12 protein-coding genes and 4 pseudogenes are annotated in these 14,503 nt (G+C 67.3%); 8 read left to right on the top strand and 8 right to left on the bottom strand.

Annotated features, from left to right (window positions below; genetic code table 11):
* Nucleotides 1–149 precede the first annotated feature (149 nt).
* The 7 genes from RSP45_RS11815 to RSP45_RS11785 form a co-directional block, all read right to left on the bottom strand.
* Nucleotides 150–962, bottom strand: a complete 813-nt coding sequence (locus RSP45_RS11815; protein ID WP_415392057.1) for a substrate-binding periplasmic protein — start codon at nucleotides 960–962, stop codon at nucleotides 150–152.
* 27 nt (nucleotides 963–989) lie between these two features.
* Nucleotides 990–1,649: an amino acid ABC transporter permease gene (locus RSP45_RS11810; protein ID WP_303729080.1), complete on the bottom strand. Its 660-nt coding sequence runs from the start codon at nucleotides 1,647–1,649 to the stop codon at nucleotides 990–992.
* Entirely contained in the window at nucleotides 1,646–2,287 is a 642-nt protein-coding gene (locus RSP45_RS11805; protein ID WP_415392056.1) for an amino acid ABC transporter permease, read from the bottom strand. The genes RSP45_RS11810 and RSP45_RS11805 overlap by 4 nt, the downstream gene beginning before the upstream one ends.
* The gene (locus tag RSP45_RS11800) at nucleotides 2,287–3,063 is read right to left on the bottom strand and encodes an amino acid ABC transporter ATP-binding protein (protein ID WP_073067696.1); all 777 of its coding nucleotides are present in this window, start codon (nucleotides 3,061–3,063) and stop codon (nucleotides 2,287–2,289) included. Before RSP45_RS11800 ends, RSP45_RS11805 begins: the two co-directional genes overlap by 1 nt.
* Complete coding sequence (locus RSP45_RS11795; protein WP_415392055.1) at nucleotides 3,063–4,241, bottom strand: NAD(P)/FAD-dependent oxidoreductase; 1,179 nt, start codon at nucleotides 4,239–4,241, stop codon at nucleotides 3,063–3,065. Before RSP45_RS11795 ends, RSP45_RS11800 begins: the two co-directional genes overlap by 1 nt.
* A gap of 26 nt (nucleotides 4,242–4,267) precedes the next feature.
* The gene (locus RSP45_RS11790) at nucleotides 4,268–5,587 is read right to left on the bottom strand and encodes an aspartate aminotransferase family protein (RefSeq protein WP_415392054.1); all 1,320 of its coding nucleotides are present in this window, start codon (nucleotides 5,585–5,587) and stop codon (nucleotides 4,268–4,270) included.
* A 65-nt stretch (nucleotides 5,588–5,652) separates the two neighbouring features.
* Nucleotides 5,653–7,200, bottom strand: coding sequence for an aldehyde dehydrogenase family protein (locus RSP45_RS11785; RefSeq protein WP_415392053.1), 1,548 nt, complete (start codon nucleotides 7,198–7,200; stop codon nucleotides 5,653–5,655).
* Nucleotides 7,201–7,783: 583 nt separating this feature from the next.
* Between RSP45_RS11785 and RSP45_RS11780 the strand changes: the two genes are divergently transcribed.
* On the top strand, nucleotides 7,784–9,157 hold the full coding sequence (locus RSP45_RS11780; protein WP_415392052.1) for an amidohydrolase family protein: 1,374 nt from the start codon (nucleotides 7,784–7,786) through the stop codon (nucleotides 9,155–9,157).
* Between the two features lie 267 nt (nucleotides 9,158–9,424).
* On the opposite strand, the gene RSP45_RS11775 is transcribed toward RSP45_RS11780, so the two are convergent.
* Nucleotides 9,425–9,658, bottom strand: a complete 234-nt coding sequence (locus tag RSP45_RS11775; RefSeq protein WP_415394101.1) for a hypothetical protein — start codon at nucleotides 9,656–9,658, stop codon at nucleotides 9,425–9,427.
* A 247-nt stretch (nucleotides 9,659–9,905) separates the two neighbouring features.
* Between RSP45_RS11775 and RSP45_RS11770 the strand changes: the two are divergent.
* The 7 genes and pseudogenes from RSP45_RS11770 to RSP45_RS11740 form a co-directional block, all read left to right on the top strand.
* Nucleotides 9,906–10,277: pseudogene (locus RSP45_RS11770) on the top strand (phage terminase large subunit family protein); the annotation flags it as partial.
* A pseudogene (locus RSP45_RS11765) lies at nucleotides 10,238–10,624 on the top strand (phage portal protein); the annotation flags it as partial. The pseudogenes RSP45_RS11770 and RSP45_RS11765, both read left to right, overlap by 40 nt.
* Nucleotides 10,624–11,929, top strand: a pseudogene (locus RSP45_RS11760) (S49 family peptidase). The pseudogenes RSP45_RS11765 and RSP45_RS11760, both read left to right, overlap by 1 nt.
* A 36-nt stretch (nucleotides 11,930–11,965) precedes the next feature.
* Nucleotides 11,966–12,375: pseudogene (locus RSP45_RS11755) on the top strand (head decoration protein).
* The gene (locus RSP45_RS11750) at nucleotides 12,372–13,376 is read left to right on the top strand and encodes a major capsid protein (protein ID WP_415392051.1); all 1,005 of its coding nucleotides are present in this window, start codon (nucleotides 12,372–12,374) and stop codon (nucleotides 13,374–13,376) included. The pseudogene RSP45_RS11755 and the gene RSP45_RS11750 overlap by 4 nt, the downstream one beginning before the upstream one ends.
* Before the next feature lie 18 nt (nucleotides 13,377–13,394).
* A complete protein-coding gene (locus RSP45_RS11745; protein WP_415392050.1) occupies nucleotides 13,395–13,598 on the top strand; it encodes a hypothetical protein in 204 nt (67 codons plus the stop codon).
* Nucleotides 13,599–13,706: 108 nt separating this feature from the next.
* Entirely contained in the window at nucleotides 13,707–14,339 is a 633-nt protein-coding gene (locus RSP45_RS11740; RefSeq protein WP_415392049.1) for a DUF6441 family protein, read from the top strand.
* The last annotated feature ends 164 nt before the right edge of the window (nucleotides 14,340–14,503 follow it).

The raw sequence follows: 14,503 nt of genomic DNA, 5'->3' as shown, positions 1-14,503 counted from the left end.
ATCCTGTCACGTCTACCCCGAGCCTAAGCCGCCGCGCAACCTGATAGCTGGCCGCGTCGACCGCCCCGCGGGGGCCGAAGCGGCGCCGGAAAGCTTCCGGCGCCGCTTCCTTCTTCGTCCCCGTGCCGGTCTGGGCCGGGGGGCGGGGATCAGTCGATCACGCGGCTTTCGCCGACATCGGCCGCCGACGGGTCGAGGCCATAGGCCGAGAGCACCTCGCCGATCACGCCGGCGCTGCGGTAGTCTTCAATCGAGGCATTGACCGCAGTCACGAACTCCTCGTTGTTCTTGGGCAGCAGGAACGCCGTCTGCGAGGCGAGCGTGGTGGCGGTGATGCGCGGGTCGGCCTCGAGCAGGACGACCTTCACGTCGGTGCCGGCATGCAGCACGACGGCGGCGCCGAAACCCTCCAGCCCGGCATCCAGCCGCCCGGCCTGCACATCCTGCGCCAGGTTCAGCGACGAGGGATAGGTGGTCGAGCCGTCGATGGTGTCCTCCATCTCCATCACCCAGTCGTAGCCCTCGACGGTGCCGATCTTCTTGCCGATCAGCTGGTCGACGGTCGAAAGCCCGTCTTTCGAGGCGACCGCCAGCTGGTCCAGATAGACCGGGGTCGACAGCGTGATCACCTTGTCGCGCGCCGCGGTGCGGTAGAACCCGCCCAGCGCGACATCGGCGCGGCCGGTCTGCACCGCCGAGACCGCGGCCGGATAGGTGAAGATCTCGTAGGCGATCTTCAGGCAGTTCTCTTCGGCGAATTTCGCCAGCAGATCGCCGTCGATGCCGCCGACGGCGCCGTCCTTCTCGGCCGAATAGGGCGGGGTGTTGGTCAGGGCGACCGTCAGCGTGCCCTCGGACAGGGTTGTGAAGCTGTGCTTCGGGGTGCAGTCCTGCGCGAGCGCGAGCCCGGCCCCCGAAAGGGTCAGTGCAATGGCGGCGAGCGAAAGTCTTGCGGTGTTCATGGTCTTCTCCTCCTGTTGGATGGGGTTTCAGCCGAGATGGCTGCCAAGGCGCCGCGCGGCGCGGTTGACGAGCCAGCCGAACGGAATGGTGATGGCGAGGTAGACGAGGCCGGCCAGGATAAGCACGTCGAGATAGAGGTACGTCGCCGCCCCGATCCGGTAAGCCCGGGCCAGCAGCTCGGGGATGGCGATGGTGAAGGTCAGCGCGGTGGCCTGGAAGATCAGGATCGCAAAGCCCATCAGCGCCGGAACCGCGAAGACCACCCCTTGCGGGATCACCACGAAGCGCAGCACGTCGCCCGGCGTCATGCCCAGCGCATGGCCGGCCTCGACCTCGCCCCTTGGCACGGCGTTGATGCCTGCGCGCAGGATCTCGCTGGTATAGGCGCCGGTGGTCAGCGCCAGCGCCAGCGCGCCCGAGACAAAGGCGCTGACGTTGATCCCCGCCGAAGGCAGGCCGTAATAGACCATCTGCAGGACCACCAGCGCGGGCGCGCCGCGGCCCACCTCGACCAGCGCGATCGCGGGCCATTTCAGCCAGGGCGTGCGCGCCGAGGTCAGCAGCGCCAGCGCCAGCCCCAGCGGAAGCCCCGCCGCCAGCGCGGCCCCGGTCAGTTGCAGGCTGATCAGCAGCCCTTTCCACAGCTGCGGCAGCCAGTCGGCCCAGTTCGCCAGAAGCTCGCTCATGCCGCAATCCTCCCGCGCATCCTTGCATCCATCGTGCGGGCCAGCACCGCCACCGGGATCGACAGCAGGATGTAAAGGACCGCCGCCGCGATGAACGGGGCAAAGCCGCCGCCTGCCGCCTGCGCCTGCTGCGTTACCAGCATCATCACGTCGCGCACGCCGATGGTCGAAGCGACGGTGGTGTCCTTCAGCAGGCTGACCAGAAAGGTCGCCATCGGCGCGACCGAGACCCGCAGCACCTGCGGCGCCAGCACATAGCGCAACGTGTCGAGCCGGGTCAGGCCCAGCGCCACCGCCGCCGCATTCTGCCCCGCCGGCAGGGTCAGAAAGCCGCCGCGGTAGATTTCGGCCAGATAGGCGGCCGAGATCAGCCCCATCCCCAGCACCGCCGCCCGGAACGGGCTGAGCGCGATGATGCCGCTACCGAGGCCGAAGAAGATGATGAACAGCCAGACCACCGGCGGGATGCCCCGCATCACGTCGATATAGATCCGCGCGATCAGCCGCAGCAGCCAGGACCGCGCGCGCCGCATCAGCACCAGCGGTATGCCCAGAACGGCGCCGATCAGGAACGCCAGCCCGGTCACCGCCAGCGCGACCGGAACCCCCTTCAGCAGGGCAAGGAAGACCCCGGTCATCAGTGGCGGTCCAGAATGGCGCGGAAGAACTTCTGCGTCCGCGGCAGCTGGGGATTGCGGATCACCTGATCGGGCGGCCCTTGTTCGATGATCTCGCCATCGGCCATGACGATCACCCGGTCGGCCACCTCGGCGGCAAAGGCGATCTCGTGGGTGACGACGATCATGGTCATGCCGTCCGCGGCCAGTTCGCGCATCACCTCCAGCACATCCAGCCCCAGCTCGGGGTCCAGCGCCGAGGTCGGCTCGTCGAACAGCATGACCTTGGGATCCAGCGCCAGTGCCCGGGCGATGGCGATGCGCTGCTGCTGGCCGCCCGACAATCTTGCGGGATAGGCTTTTGCCTTGTCGGCCAGATGCACCCGTTCCAGAAGCCGCGCTGTCACCTTGTCGGCCTCGGCGCGCGAGCGCCCCAGTACCCGCATCTGCGGCAGCGAGATGTTCTTCTCGACCGTCATGTGCGGGAACAGGTTGAACTGCTGGAATACCATCCCGGTCGAGCGCCGCAGCGCCAGCAGCTCTTTCTGGCTGAGCCTGTGGTCGAGCGAAAAGGTGAAATCGCCGACGTGAAGCGTGCCGGAACTGGGCGTCTCCAGCATGTTGATCGCGCGCAGAAGCGTGCTCTTGCCCGCCCCGCTGGGCCCGACCATGGCGACCACCTCGCCGCGCGCGATGTCCAGCGAGACATCGCGGACCGCATGATGGTTGCCGTAGCGGATGTTGATCTTCTTGAGCGAGACGACCGGCGGCCCGGCCGGGGTTTGCGCTTCGGACATCAGTGCTGCTCCTCGTGGTTCGCGGCGGCACTTACGGGGCGGTTCCGGTCGGGTGAAGGCCGCAGCGCCTCCAGCCCCGGGGCCGAGACGACAGCGCCGTGCAGCGCCCAGTCGGCGGCCGCGATGCCGATCACCGGGGAAAGCTGGATGCCATAGCCCCCGCCGCCGCCCGCGGTGATCAGCCCCGGCTCGGACGGATCCACCGGCCCGGCGAAGGGCTTGTGGTCGGCGGTGATCGGATAGAGCCCCGCCCAGCCCCGGCCCAGCCGCGCGCCGGGCAGATCGGGCAGACGTTCCAGCAGCAGCTCCGCCAGATATTCGCGCGATGCGTCCATGCACTGGTCGTTGTAGTCGTCGGGGTCCGAGAATGTGCCGGTCGAGACCTTGTGGATCTCGGAAATCAGTTCGTTCGGCTTTTCGTGGCGGAAATTGAGCCCGGTGCCCTGGCCCTCGATCAGGTCCATCACCATCGGCATCGTATAGTCGAGCGGCTGATCCAGCAGGATCGCCATGGCCTCGTGGCGCTCGGGGAAGATGTGAAGCTCCTGCCCGAACATCGCCGCCACTTTCGGCGCCCAGGCGCCGGCGGCATTGACCACGACATCGCAGTCGAGCCCGCCCTTCGTGGTCTCCAGCCGGTAGCCGCCGCTGCGCCGCGCGATCCCCGTCACCTTGCAGAACTGGCGGATCTCGCCGCCCTGTTCGCGCAGGCGCGCGCCCAGGAAGGTGCAAAGCTCGTAGGGATCCAGAAAGCCGTCGTCCGGCCCGAAGATCCCGCCCGCCAGCCCCTCGACCGACAGATGCGGGATCAGCTGCACCATCTCTTCCGGGGCAAGGACGCGGGCGCGGAACCCCGCCTCTTCCTGCATGCGCTGGGATTCTTCCAGCGCGCGCATCTGCGCAGGGGTGCGCGCCAGCCGCAGATAGCCGATATGGTTGAAGCGGAAGCCCTCCCCTTCCCATTCGCGGAACCGGGCCTGGCCATAGCGCCGCATCAGCAGCTGGAACGGATCGGTCATCTGGGTGCCCACCACCCCGACCGAGCGCCCCGAAGACCCCGAGCCGAGCGCATCCGCTTCCAGCACCGTCACCCTTGCGCCCTGGCGGGCCAGTTCCAGCGCCGTGGCCATGCCGGCCGCGCCGCCGCCGATCACCGCCGCATGAAGTTTCGCTGTCATCTTCTTTTCCGTCCTGTTCCGGCGCCTCAGCCCTCGCGGGCGATCTCGCCGAGCGTGTCTTCGATGGCCGCAAGGATTTCGGCCGCGTCGGTTCGGGTCATCGGGGTCGAAAGCGCGAACAGCCCGTAGCTGGCCGAAAGCACCCCGCGGTCCAGCAGCCCGCGGTGGAAAGCGCCAAGGCGGCGTTTTTCGACCGGGCCGGGGTAGACCGAGCGATAATCGGTGATCGGCTGCGCGGTGAAATGCACCTTGAAGAGCGAGCCGAGCCCGACGCAGCGCCCCGGCAGCGACAGCCGCGCCAGCGCCGCATTGATGCCATCGCGCAGGAAATCGCCCAGTGCGTCGAGATGGGTGAAGGCCGCGGGCGTCAGCGCACGCATCGCCGCCAACCCGGCCCGCATCGTCACCGGATTGGCCGTGAAGGTGCCGCCATGCGGCAGAGCGGGCTTGCCGGAGGTGGGATCGAACACCGCCATCACCTCGGCCCGGCCCGCGACCGCGCCGACCGGAAAGCCGCCGCCGATGATCTTGCCCAACGCGGTCAGGTCCGGCCGGATGCCCCACAGGCCCTGCGCCCCGGAATGGCCCAGCCGGAACGAGATCACCTCGTCGAAGATGACCAGCGCGCCCGCGCCGCGGGCGATCTGCGCCATCGCCTCCAGATAGTCCTTGCGTGCAGGGATCAGCCCGGCGCGGTTCGGCATCGGGTCGATCAGCACCGCGGCTATGGTTTCGCCGTCGCGGGCAAAGACGGCGCGCAGGGCTTCGGTATCGTTGAAGGGTACCACGATCACATCGGCCAGCACCCCCGCCGGAGTGCCCCTGGCATAGGCGGTCGCGGCCGGCATGTCGCCCCAGTTCCCCGGCGCGCTGTCGAGGCTGACTTCGGCGAAATCGTAGGAGCCGTGATAGGCGCCCTCGATCTTGACGATCTTCGGCCGGCCGGTGAAGGCGCGCGCGGCCTTGATCGCCATCATCACGCCTTCGGTGCCGGAATTGGCAAAGCGGATCTGGTCCATCGCCGGCAGGCGGCCGATCAGCAGCTCGGCCAGCTCGATCTCGGATTCGGTGGGTGCGCCGAAGGCGGTGCCAAGCGGCAGCTGCGCCGCGACCTCGGCCACCTGTTCCGGCTGGCCGTAGCCGTGGATCATGGCGGTGAAATTGTTGATGCAGTCGTAGAACACCTGGCCGTCGGCGTCCCAGACCCGGCAGCCCTCGCCCCGGACGGCATAGATCGGGAACGGGTCGAGGAAGACCGTGGTCCGGGTGTTCCCGCCCGGCATCACCTTGCAGGCGCGTTCGAAAAGGCGGCGCGAGGCGGGAAAGCTGTCTGGATAGGTCGGCATGATGATCCGCAGGGATGGAGGTCGGAAAAAAGAGGGCGCCCCCGGGGAAGGGGGGCGCGGACCGCTCAGACGGTCATGATCGTGTGGCTTTGTTCGTGCATGAACTGCGGCAGATACCAGGTGCCCAGCCCGCCCTTGCCGCCGACGCCGGTGCCCTTCCAGCCGCAGAACGGCTGCCCGCCCGGCCAGGCGCCGGTGGTCGCGCCCGAGGCGCGGTTGGCATAAAGCACCCCCGCCTCGGCATGGGTCAGGAAATGGTCGATCTCGGCCTGATCCTGCGAGAAGATCCCTGCCGACAGGCCGTAGGAGACGTCGTTGCCCTCGGCCAGAGCGGCCTCCAGCCCGTCCACGCCCCGCAGGACGAGGAAGGGCATGAACAGCTCTTCCCGGGTCAGGCGCGACGGCCCGTCCATCTCGACCAGCGTCGGGGCGAAGTAATTGCCGGGCAGATCAGCGATCCGCTCGCCGCCCAGCAGGACGTTGCCGGTGGCGCGGGCCTCGGCCACGGCCTGCGAGAAACGCGCGGCGGCGGCATCGTTATAGAGCGGCCCCATGAAGGTGGCGGCATCACGCGGGTCGCCGACCTGCAGCGTTGCGGCAAAGGCCCGGAACGCCTCGATGAACTTATCTTTCACCGCATTGTCGACATAGACCACCGAGCAGGCCGAGCATTTCTGCCCCTGCAGACCATAGGCCGAGCGGGCGACCCCGGCGGCGGCGCGTTCGATGTCGGCATTCTTGGTAACATAGGCCGGATTCTTGCCACCCATCTCGGCGATGACCGGGCGCATCCAGGGACGCGCCGCCATGTGGCGGAAGATCGACATGCCGGTCTTGTGCGAGCCGGTGAAGACCACGCCGTCGATCCCGGGATCGGTGGTCAGCGCCTCGCCGGTCGCGGCACCGCCAAGCACCAGGTTGAACACCCCCTCGGGCAGGCCGGCCTTGCGCAGCGTTTCCGCCAGCAAGAGCCCGGTCAGCTGACATTCGGGCGACGGCTTGTAGACCACCGCATTGCCGGTCAGCAGCGCGCCGCAGAGCATCCCCACCGACAGCGCCACCGGGAAGTTGAAGGGCGCGACCACGGCGAAGACGCCATAGGGCCGCTGGACCGAGATCGCGGTCTCTCCCGGCACCATTTCGATCATCTCGCGGCGGTAGCCGGCGTTCGCCTTCAGTTCGGCCGGGTAATAGTCGAGCATGTCGACCGCTTCTTCGGCCTCGCCGATGGCTTCGGTCCGCGACTTGCCGACCTCGAACAGCGCAGCGATGCCGAGACGGTATTTCGCCTCGTCCAGCGCCGCCTGCCAGCGCGCGGCAAAGGCGAGACGGTCGTCGAGGCTGGCCTGGTTCCAGACCGCCGCGCCCTTGCGCGCCGAGGCGACGGCGGCCTTGACATCAGCTTCGGTCGACACCGGGAAGCGGCCCAGTTCCAGCGCCGGGTCGATGGGGCTGGCCACCGCGGCAAGCGGGCCGGTGGCGAAGGGCGTCGCCCAGTCCTTGCCCAGCATGTCGTTCTGGAACGCCGGGATCTCGCGGTCGAGGAAGGCGTGCAGCGGGGAGAAGTCGGCTCCAATGTTGGAGTAGGTTACCCGGGGCAATGTGTCGGTCATCTGTCTGGTCCTGATTTTCGGGCTTTATATCAGAAATCGGTATATTCGTGATGTTGTCAACTCTTTTTTGCACCTCGTCGCTGGACTTCGTGGGCGGTCACGCGAGCAGCATGGGCTTGCGCGGATGCAAAGGGTTCCGGCACCCTGGTCTGTCGGGTCGCCATGCTGCGGCGGACAAACGGCGGCGGATGGGGCGGGTCCAGAGTCCGACGCGATGGACAGTCGGATTCGATATTGCCGAGGAAGAAAGAAGCCCCTGCAAAAGCTGCCGTCGGATTCCCACAAGATGCCAGAGACCCGCTCACGGCCGAAAGGGCACGGAACGGATCGGCTGGCTGCGCGAAAAGCAATCTGACGGCTATGCGATAAAGCCCCTGTAAACCGCAAAACCGCCATTCCGTTGCGGCGCACATCAGGCGCCTGTTCGTCAAATTCCACTATGCAGTTGGCAAGGCTGCCTTATACAGGTTTCCTGTGTGATCTTCGGAAGGAACACGGCATGTGCCAGGTTTGCCTTGAGGCAGCGACCGACAGTAGGCATTCGAGCTTTTGCCAATGTGGCAGCCCGGCCACTTTCGCCGCCATGCGCAGGATCGAGGCGGATATCTCGCGGCGGCAGATGCTGGGCGGGATGTCAGCGGTGGTCGGCATGTTCGCGGGCTTCGGACTGGCACCGCAGGAGGTCAAGGCGCAGACGCCGGGCGCAGCAATCCTGCTGACCAACCTGCGGCTGTTCGATGGCGAAATCCTGGCGATGCGCGAGGGGGTCGAGATCCTGATCGAGGGCGAGCGCATCACCGCGCTGCCGCCCGTGGGGCAAGGCCCCCAGGATGCGCAGCGCATCGACTGCGGCGGGCGCGCCGTCATCCCCGGGCTGATCGACGCCCATTGGCACGCAACGCTGGTGGGTGTCAGCCAGATCGCCGCGCTGACCCAGGACATCGGCTTTGTCCACCTGATGGCGGGACGCGAGGCCGGGGCCACCCTGATGCGCGGCTTTACCACCGTGCGCGACATGGGCGGGCCGGCCTTCGGGCTGAAGCTGGCCATCGACAAGGGCGCGGTTACCGGGCCGCGCATCTTCCCCAGCGGCGCCATGATCTCGCAGACCGGGGGCCATGGCGATTTCCGCCTGCTCAGCGACTTGCCGCGCTTTCCGGACACGCCGCCCGGCAATATCGAACGGCAGGGCGTCGCGCTGATCGCAGATGGCGTGGACGCGGTGCTGCGCGCCACGCGCGAGCAGCTGATGAAGGGCGCCAGCCAGATCAAGATCATGGCGGGCGGCGGGGTATCCTCGCTTTATGATCCCCTTGACGGCGTGCAGTATACCGAGGCCGAGATGCGCGCCGCGGTCGAGGCAGCCGCCGACTGGGGCACCTATGTCAGCGCCCATGTCTATACGCCCGGCGGCATCCAGCGGGCGGTCCGGGCCGGGGTGAAATCCATCGAGCACGGGCAACTGGCCGACGAGGAATCCGTGGTGATGATGGCCGGTGAAGGCGCATGGTGGTCGATCCAGCCGTTCCTTGCCGACGAGGATTCCAACCCGAAGCCCGACCCGATCCAGCAGGCCAAGCAGGCGCAGGTGTCCGAGGGAACGGTGCGCGCGTTCGAACTGGCAAGGAAACATGGCGCCTTGCTGGCCTTCGGCACCGACATCCTGTTCAACCCGGCCGGCGCCGCCAGCCAGGGGCGGCAACTGGCGAAGTTCGCCCGTTTCATGTCGCCGCTGGAGGCGCTGCACAAGGCCACCGGCGCAGCGGGTTCGCTGCTGGCGCTGTCGGGCGAGCGCGCGCCCTATGACGGACGGCTGGGCGTGATCGCCGAGGGCGCGCTGGCCGACCTGCTGGTGATCGACGGCGATCCCGAAACCGATCTGGCGTGGCTGGACACGCCCGACGCCTCGCTGCGCGTCATCATCAAGGGTGGCCGCATGTTCAAGAACATCCTGTGAAGACCAGACCGGTGATCCGCAACCTTCTGGCGGCTGCGGCCGTCATTGCCCGGGATGGCTTCCTGCATCGGCTGACGACTGGTCGGGCCAGATCACGCCTTATGTCTGGGCGGCGGGACTTGGCAGCGATGTCACGCCGATGGCCGGCGCGCCAACGATTTCCTTTGACAAGGGGTTTTCACGATAGCTCGACTTCATCCGTGCTGACGCCGGCCAGATGACCGCCGCGTTCCATCCGTATTGCAAGCGCGCTTCGGCCTTCCAGATTCACAGCAGCCATTCGACCGGCAGGATGCCGATCACCGCGATGGCGATCTGCTGGACCCATGTTGCGGCGGGTTCTTCCTGATAGATTTCGACCCGGCCTTCCGGCAGCCTCTCGATCCAGACCATCTTGGCCTCGGGCGTCAGCGCGGGCTGGTAGCTGACCAGCGGGATGGGGCTGTCGAAGGCACCGGAAACCTGGGCGGCCATCCTGGGGCTGTCGATCAGGAAGCCCATCTCGCAATTCAGATCGACCTAGCGCGGATCGAAATTGAAGGCCGAGTTGATCCGCGCCATGCAGGACTGGTTGGCCGATCAGTCGGATGGCGACGAGATCCCCGACGAACGCTCGATCCGGCGCCGGGTCAGCGCCATCTGAAAGTCCTTGAGCCAGCTGCGGAAGGCCGGGTAGGCCTCAGCCAACAGCAATCCGGCGAACCGGTGACGATCGAGGCGGCGATCCTGCAGAGGGTGCTGGAAACCCATGTCAGAGCGCAACTCGACGCCCTCGCCGATCTCCGGGTTTCCCTCGGGTGGCGGGGAGACAGGCCACCACCTGACCAGCGACGACCTGACCGCCGATCTCGACCTCGGCTTTGACGGGGCCGAGGACATCCTGCGGGTCTGGCGCAATGGGATGCGCCCCGATCCGGACCTGACGGTGTCGGAATGGGCCGATGCGCATCGCCGGCTCAGTTCGCGCGCCGCAGCCGATCCGGGGCGGTATCGCACCGCCCGCACCCCCTATCTGCGCGGCATCATGGATGCGCTGTCGCCCAGCCATCCGGCGCAGCGGATCAGCTTCATGAAAGCCGCGCAGGTCGGCGCGACCTGCCCGGCCATGGGCGGGATCGGCGCGCATCCCTCGCCTGCGACTGGCTGCCGACCAAATGGGACTGGATCGACCCCGCCAAGGATGCATCGGCGGAGATCCTGCAGATCGAGGCCGGGCTCAAATCTCGCAGCCAGGCCATCGCCGAACGCGGCTTTCATGCCGAACAGGTCGACCGGGAAATCGCCGCGGAACGCAAACGCGAGGCCGAACTGGGGCTCGACTTCCGGCGGCCGGGATCACCGGCGCAGGCGGCGGGGAGCGGCTCTGGGACCAGCGACACCGAGGACCAGCAGGCCGACGCACAGGACAATGACAATCGGGACGATGAGGACAAGGACCGGAAACCCCGGCTTCCGGAGGAGGGATGATGCACCACAGCCAGATCGCCCAGCGCGTTCTTCAACACGCCACTGATAGTCGATCCCGCCAAGGCGCTGGCCTTCGTCATGGGTCTCGGCCCCCGGATCACCGGGAAGGACATCACCTTCCAAGGGCTGGAGTTGGCAGCTGGGGATCAAGGCGCAGTCACCCTGCCCGCGCGGTCTTCGCTGTTCGGCGACACTCTCACCCGCCGCCAGGCGCAGGGCGGCAGCCAGCCCCTCGCCGTCGTCGACGGCATCGTGGTGATCGAGATCGCCGGCACGCTGGTGCATCGCGGCGCCTGGATCGGGCAATCCTCGGGGCTGACCTCCTATGAGGACATCGCGGCGCAGCTGCAGGCGGCGCTCGCCGACCCCGCCATTCGCGGCATCGCCCTCGACATCGACAGCTTCGGTGGCGAGGTGGCCGGCGCCTTCGATCTGGCAGACCGCATCCGCGCCGCGCGTCAGGTCAAACCCGTGCAGGCCTTCGTTGCCGATCACGCCTTGTCTGCCGGCTATGCGCTGGCCTCCCAGGCCGACCGCATCATCCTGCCCCGCACCGGCGCGGTGGGCAGCATCGGCGTGGTGGCCATGCACAGCGACATGAGCGGGGCCGCTCGACAGACAGGGCATTGCCGTCACCCTGATCCATGCCGGGGCGCGCAAGGTTGATGCGAACCCCTACCAGCCGCTGCCCGAGTCTGTGCGCGCCCGGATCGCTGACGAGCTCGAGGATCTGCGCCAGCTCTTCGCCAGAACCGTTGCTGAAGGCCGGGGCCAGCGCCTCGACACGCTGCAGGCGCTGGGCACCGAAGCCGCCGTCTTCCGCGGAGAGGCGGCGGTCTTCGCCGGTCTCGCCGATGAGGTCGCCGATCCCGTCACCGCCTTCCGCGCCTTCGCCGCCGCACCCCGCGGCACATCCAGCCCAAGAGGAAAGGGTTTTCTGATGACCACTACTCCCGAAGACCATGCCGAACCGACGCCGGAGCCTGCCGCGAACCCGGCGCCGAAACCGATCCCGACCCCGGCGGCCGCACCGCCACAGGCGGAAGCGGCACCCTCACCCGAAGCCATCCGTGCCGAGGCGGCGGAAGTGGCGCAGGTCTGCGCGCAGGCCGCCCGGCTCGGCGTGGCCATCGACGCCGCCGATGCCCTGACGCGGGGCATTAAGCCCGAAGCCCTGCGGGCGAGGGTCCTGCCGACCTCGCCGCCCGCAGCGATGCCGCCGGCATCATCGCCACCACCCCGGCGACCGGGGCGAAGGAAAGCCCCATCGTGGCGGCGGCGAAGAAGTCGGCCGCCGCGCGCTGATCGCCGCCCCCCATCCCCACAACCCGAGACCGAACCATGGCCGTCCTGACGCAACCGCCCGGCATGGGCGATGTCCTCAAATATGAGCTCAACCCGAACTATTGCCGCGAGGTGGTGACCCTGCTCGCCGGCACCGACTACCCGGTCGGCGCGGTGCCGGGAAAGATCACCGCCAACGGGAAGTATATGCTCTCGGCCGCCACCGGCTCGGACGGCACGGAGACCGCAGCTGCGGTACTGCTCTATCCTGTCGACGCCACGCTGGCCGACGCCTGCGGCATCATCGTCGCCCGTGGTCCGGCCATCGTCTCCCCGCGCCGGCCTCGTCTTCGACGCCAGCGTCGATGAAGGGCACCAAGATCGCTACCAAGATCACCGAACTGGCCAGCGCCGGCATCATTGCCCGCGACAGCGCCTTCCCCTCATTCCCCGGAGCCTTCCCATGACCATCACCCGCAACCCGTTCGATGCCGGCGGCTATTCGCTGGCCGAGATGACGCAGGCCATCAACATCCTGCCCGATCTCTACACCCGTCTCGGCCAGATCGGCCTGTTCCGTTTCGAAGGCGTCAGCCAGCGCTCGGTCATCATCGAGCAATATGAGGGCATCCTCAGCCTGCTGCCCTCGGTCCCGCTCGGCGGTCCTGCGACCATCGGCACGCGCGAAGGCCGGTCCATGCGGTCCTTCGCCCTGCCATGGATCCCGCATGACGATGTCATCCTACCGGCCGATATCCAGGGGGGTCCGGCGCTGGGGGTCTCGGACGCCGCCGATCCACTGGTCGGCGTGATGAGCCGCAAGCTGATACTGATGCGCCGCAAGCATGCCCAGACCCGCGAATATATGGAGATGAACGCGCTCCGAGGCATCGTGAAGGACGGCGCCGGCACCACGCTTTACAACTACTTCACCGAATTCGGCCTGACCCAGATCTCGGTGGATTTCCTGCTCGGCACCGCCGGCACCAATGTTCAGGGAAAGGTGCGCGAAGTGCTGCGCGCCATCGAGGACAACCTTCTGGGTGAGGCGCTGGTCAGCCGCGAGTTCTTCGACAAGCTGATCAGCCGTGCCAAGGTGGAAGAAGCCTACAAGTTCTACGCTGCCACCGGCGCCCAGCCGCTGCGCGAGGACATGCGCCGCAACTTCCCCTTCGCCGGCATCCTGTTCGAGGAATATGCCGGTGCGGTGACGCTCTCCACCGGCGCGGCGGAACGGCTGGTCCCCGCCAACGAAGGCATCGCCTTCCCCTTGGGCACCATGGACACCTTCACCACCTATGGCGGCCCGGCGAACCTGCTGGAGGCGGCGAACACCATCGGCCTGCCACTTTATGCCCGCCAGCATCTCGACGAGAAGGGCCGCTGGATCGACCTGATGACCGAAGCCTCGATCCTGCCGGTCAACAAGCGCCCCCGGCTCGCCGTCCGCCTGCATACGTCGAACTGACGCCACGCGGAAATCGTCATGTCCGTCTTCGTCGCCGCCATGGACCGTATCTTCGCGCATGCCGCTATGGCGGTCCCCGTGCTCTGGATCTCGGCCACCAGTTCGGAGGAACGGAGGGTCCGCATCATCCGCCGCGCCCCGGATCGCATCACCGATTTCGGTGCCGGGCGCTTCGTCAGCGACACCATGGTGGTGGGATGTGCGCGTCGCCGACCTGCCTGATCCCCGTCCGGGCGATCTGATCGTCATCGGCACGGGCAGCCATGTCATCCAGGGAGAGCCAATCCGCGACCGGGAACGGCTGATCTGGACCTTGGACCTGCGACCGGCATGAAGCTGAAGCTCGAGATCACCGATATCGCCAGGCTAATGCAGGCGGAGATCGCTGCCGGGGAAAAGGCTGTATCCGTCGCGATCAAAGATGCCGGCACCGGCTTGAAATCCGCCTGGCGCGCGCAGATCACCGGCGCAAGCCTCGGGCAGCGACTTGCGCGCACCATCCGCTCCGAGACCTATCCGAAAGCGAGGCCCAGCTTGAACGCCGCCGCGCTGGTCTGGTCGAAGGCCCCGGTGATCATCTCCGCGCATGACACCGGCCCGCTGATCCGGTCCCGGGGCGGGCTGTGGCTGGTGATCCCGACCGAAGCGGCCGGCAAGGGCCGGGGCGGCAAGCGCCCAACCCCGCGGGAATGGGAAGCCAGGACCGGGCTGACACTGCGCTTCATCCCACGCCGCAACGGCCCCAGCCTGCTGGTTGCCGAGGGGCGGCTGAACACCAAGGGCCGGGCGGTGGCATCACGGTCGAAAACCGGGCGCGGGCTGACCAGCGTGCCGATCTTTCTCATGATCAGACAGGTACGCCTGCGCAAGCGGCTCGATCTGGCGAGGGACGCCGAGCGGGCAGTGAATGGTCTGCCGGGGCGGATCGTGGCGGGGTGGGTGACGCATTCAGGTAAAGGGTGATACGCGATGCTCTTGGTTCGCTTGATGGTTGGTGTTCTCGTTGTTAGCCTGCCACCGCATGTAGCAAGATTTCGGAGCAGCTTATGCCATTGAGACCGTTTGTTTTCGCAATTGCACTTGCTGTTGCCAACTCTGCATTTGCACAAGATACCTCACTTCCGACG

This window comes from Paracoccus sp. SJTW-4, assembly GCF_047716885.1.
Taxonomy (GTDB): Bacteria; Pseudomonadota; Alphaproteobacteria; order Rhodobacterales; family Rhodobacteraceae; genus Paracoccus; species Paracoccus solventivorans.
Note: the sequence above shows the minus strand (reverse complement) of the source record. Positions and strands in the feature narration are given on the sequence as shown.

What these genes read in the sequence shown, in the direction of transcription:
- RSP45_RS11815 (WP_415392057.1), bottom strand. Translation starts at nt 962, where the DNA reads ATGAACACCGCAAGACTTTCGCTCGCCGCCATTGCACTGACCCTTTCG.
- RSP45_RS11810 (WP_303729080.1), bottom strand. Translation starts at nt 1,649, where the DNA reads ATGAGCGAGCTTCTGGCGAACTGGGCCGACTGGCTGCCGCAGCTGTGG.
- RSP45_RS11805 (WP_415392056.1), bottom strand. Translation starts at nt 2,287, where the DNA reads ATGACCGGGGTCTTCCTTGCCCTGCTGAAGGGGGTTCCGGTCGCGCTG.
- RSP45_RS11800 (WP_073067696.1), bottom strand. Translation starts at nt 3,063, where the DNA reads ATGTCCGAAGCGCAAACCCCGGCCGGGCCGCCGGTCGTCTCGCTCAAG.
- RSP45_RS11795 (WP_415392055.1), bottom strand. Translation starts at nt 4,241, where the DNA reads ATGACAGCGAAACTTCATGCGGCGGTGATCGGCGGCGGCGCGGCCGGC.
- RSP45_RS11790 (WP_415392054.1), bottom strand. Translation starts at nt 5,587, where the DNA reads ATGCCGACCTATCCAGACAGCTTTCCCGCCTCGCGCCGCCTTTTCGAA.
- RSP45_RS11785 (WP_415392053.1), bottom strand. Translation starts at nt 7,200, where the DNA reads ATGACCGACACATTGCCCCGGGTAACCTACTCCAACATTGGAGCCGAC.
- RSP45_RS11780 (WP_415392052.1), top strand. Translation starts at nt 7,784, where the DNA reads ATGCGCAGGATCGAGGCGGATATCTCGCGGCGGCAGATGCTGGGCGGG.
- RSP45_RS11775 (WP_415394101.1), bottom strand. Translation starts at nt 9,658, where the DNA reads ATGGGCTTCCTGATCGACAGCCCCAGGATGGCCGCCCAGGTTTCCGGT.
- RSP45_RS11750 (WP_415392051.1), top strand. Translation starts at nt 12,372, where the DNA reads ATGACCATCACCCGCAACCCGTTCGATGCCGGCGGCTATTCGCTGGCC.
- RSP45_RS11745 (WP_415392050.1), top strand. Translation starts at nt 13,395, where the DNA reads ATGTCCGTCTTCGTCGCCGCCATGGACCGTATCTTCGCGCATGCCGCT.
- RSP45_RS11740 (WP_415392049.1), top strand. Translation starts at nt 13,707, where the DNA reads ATGAAGCTGAAGCTCGAGATCACCGATATCGCCAGGCTAATGCAGGCG.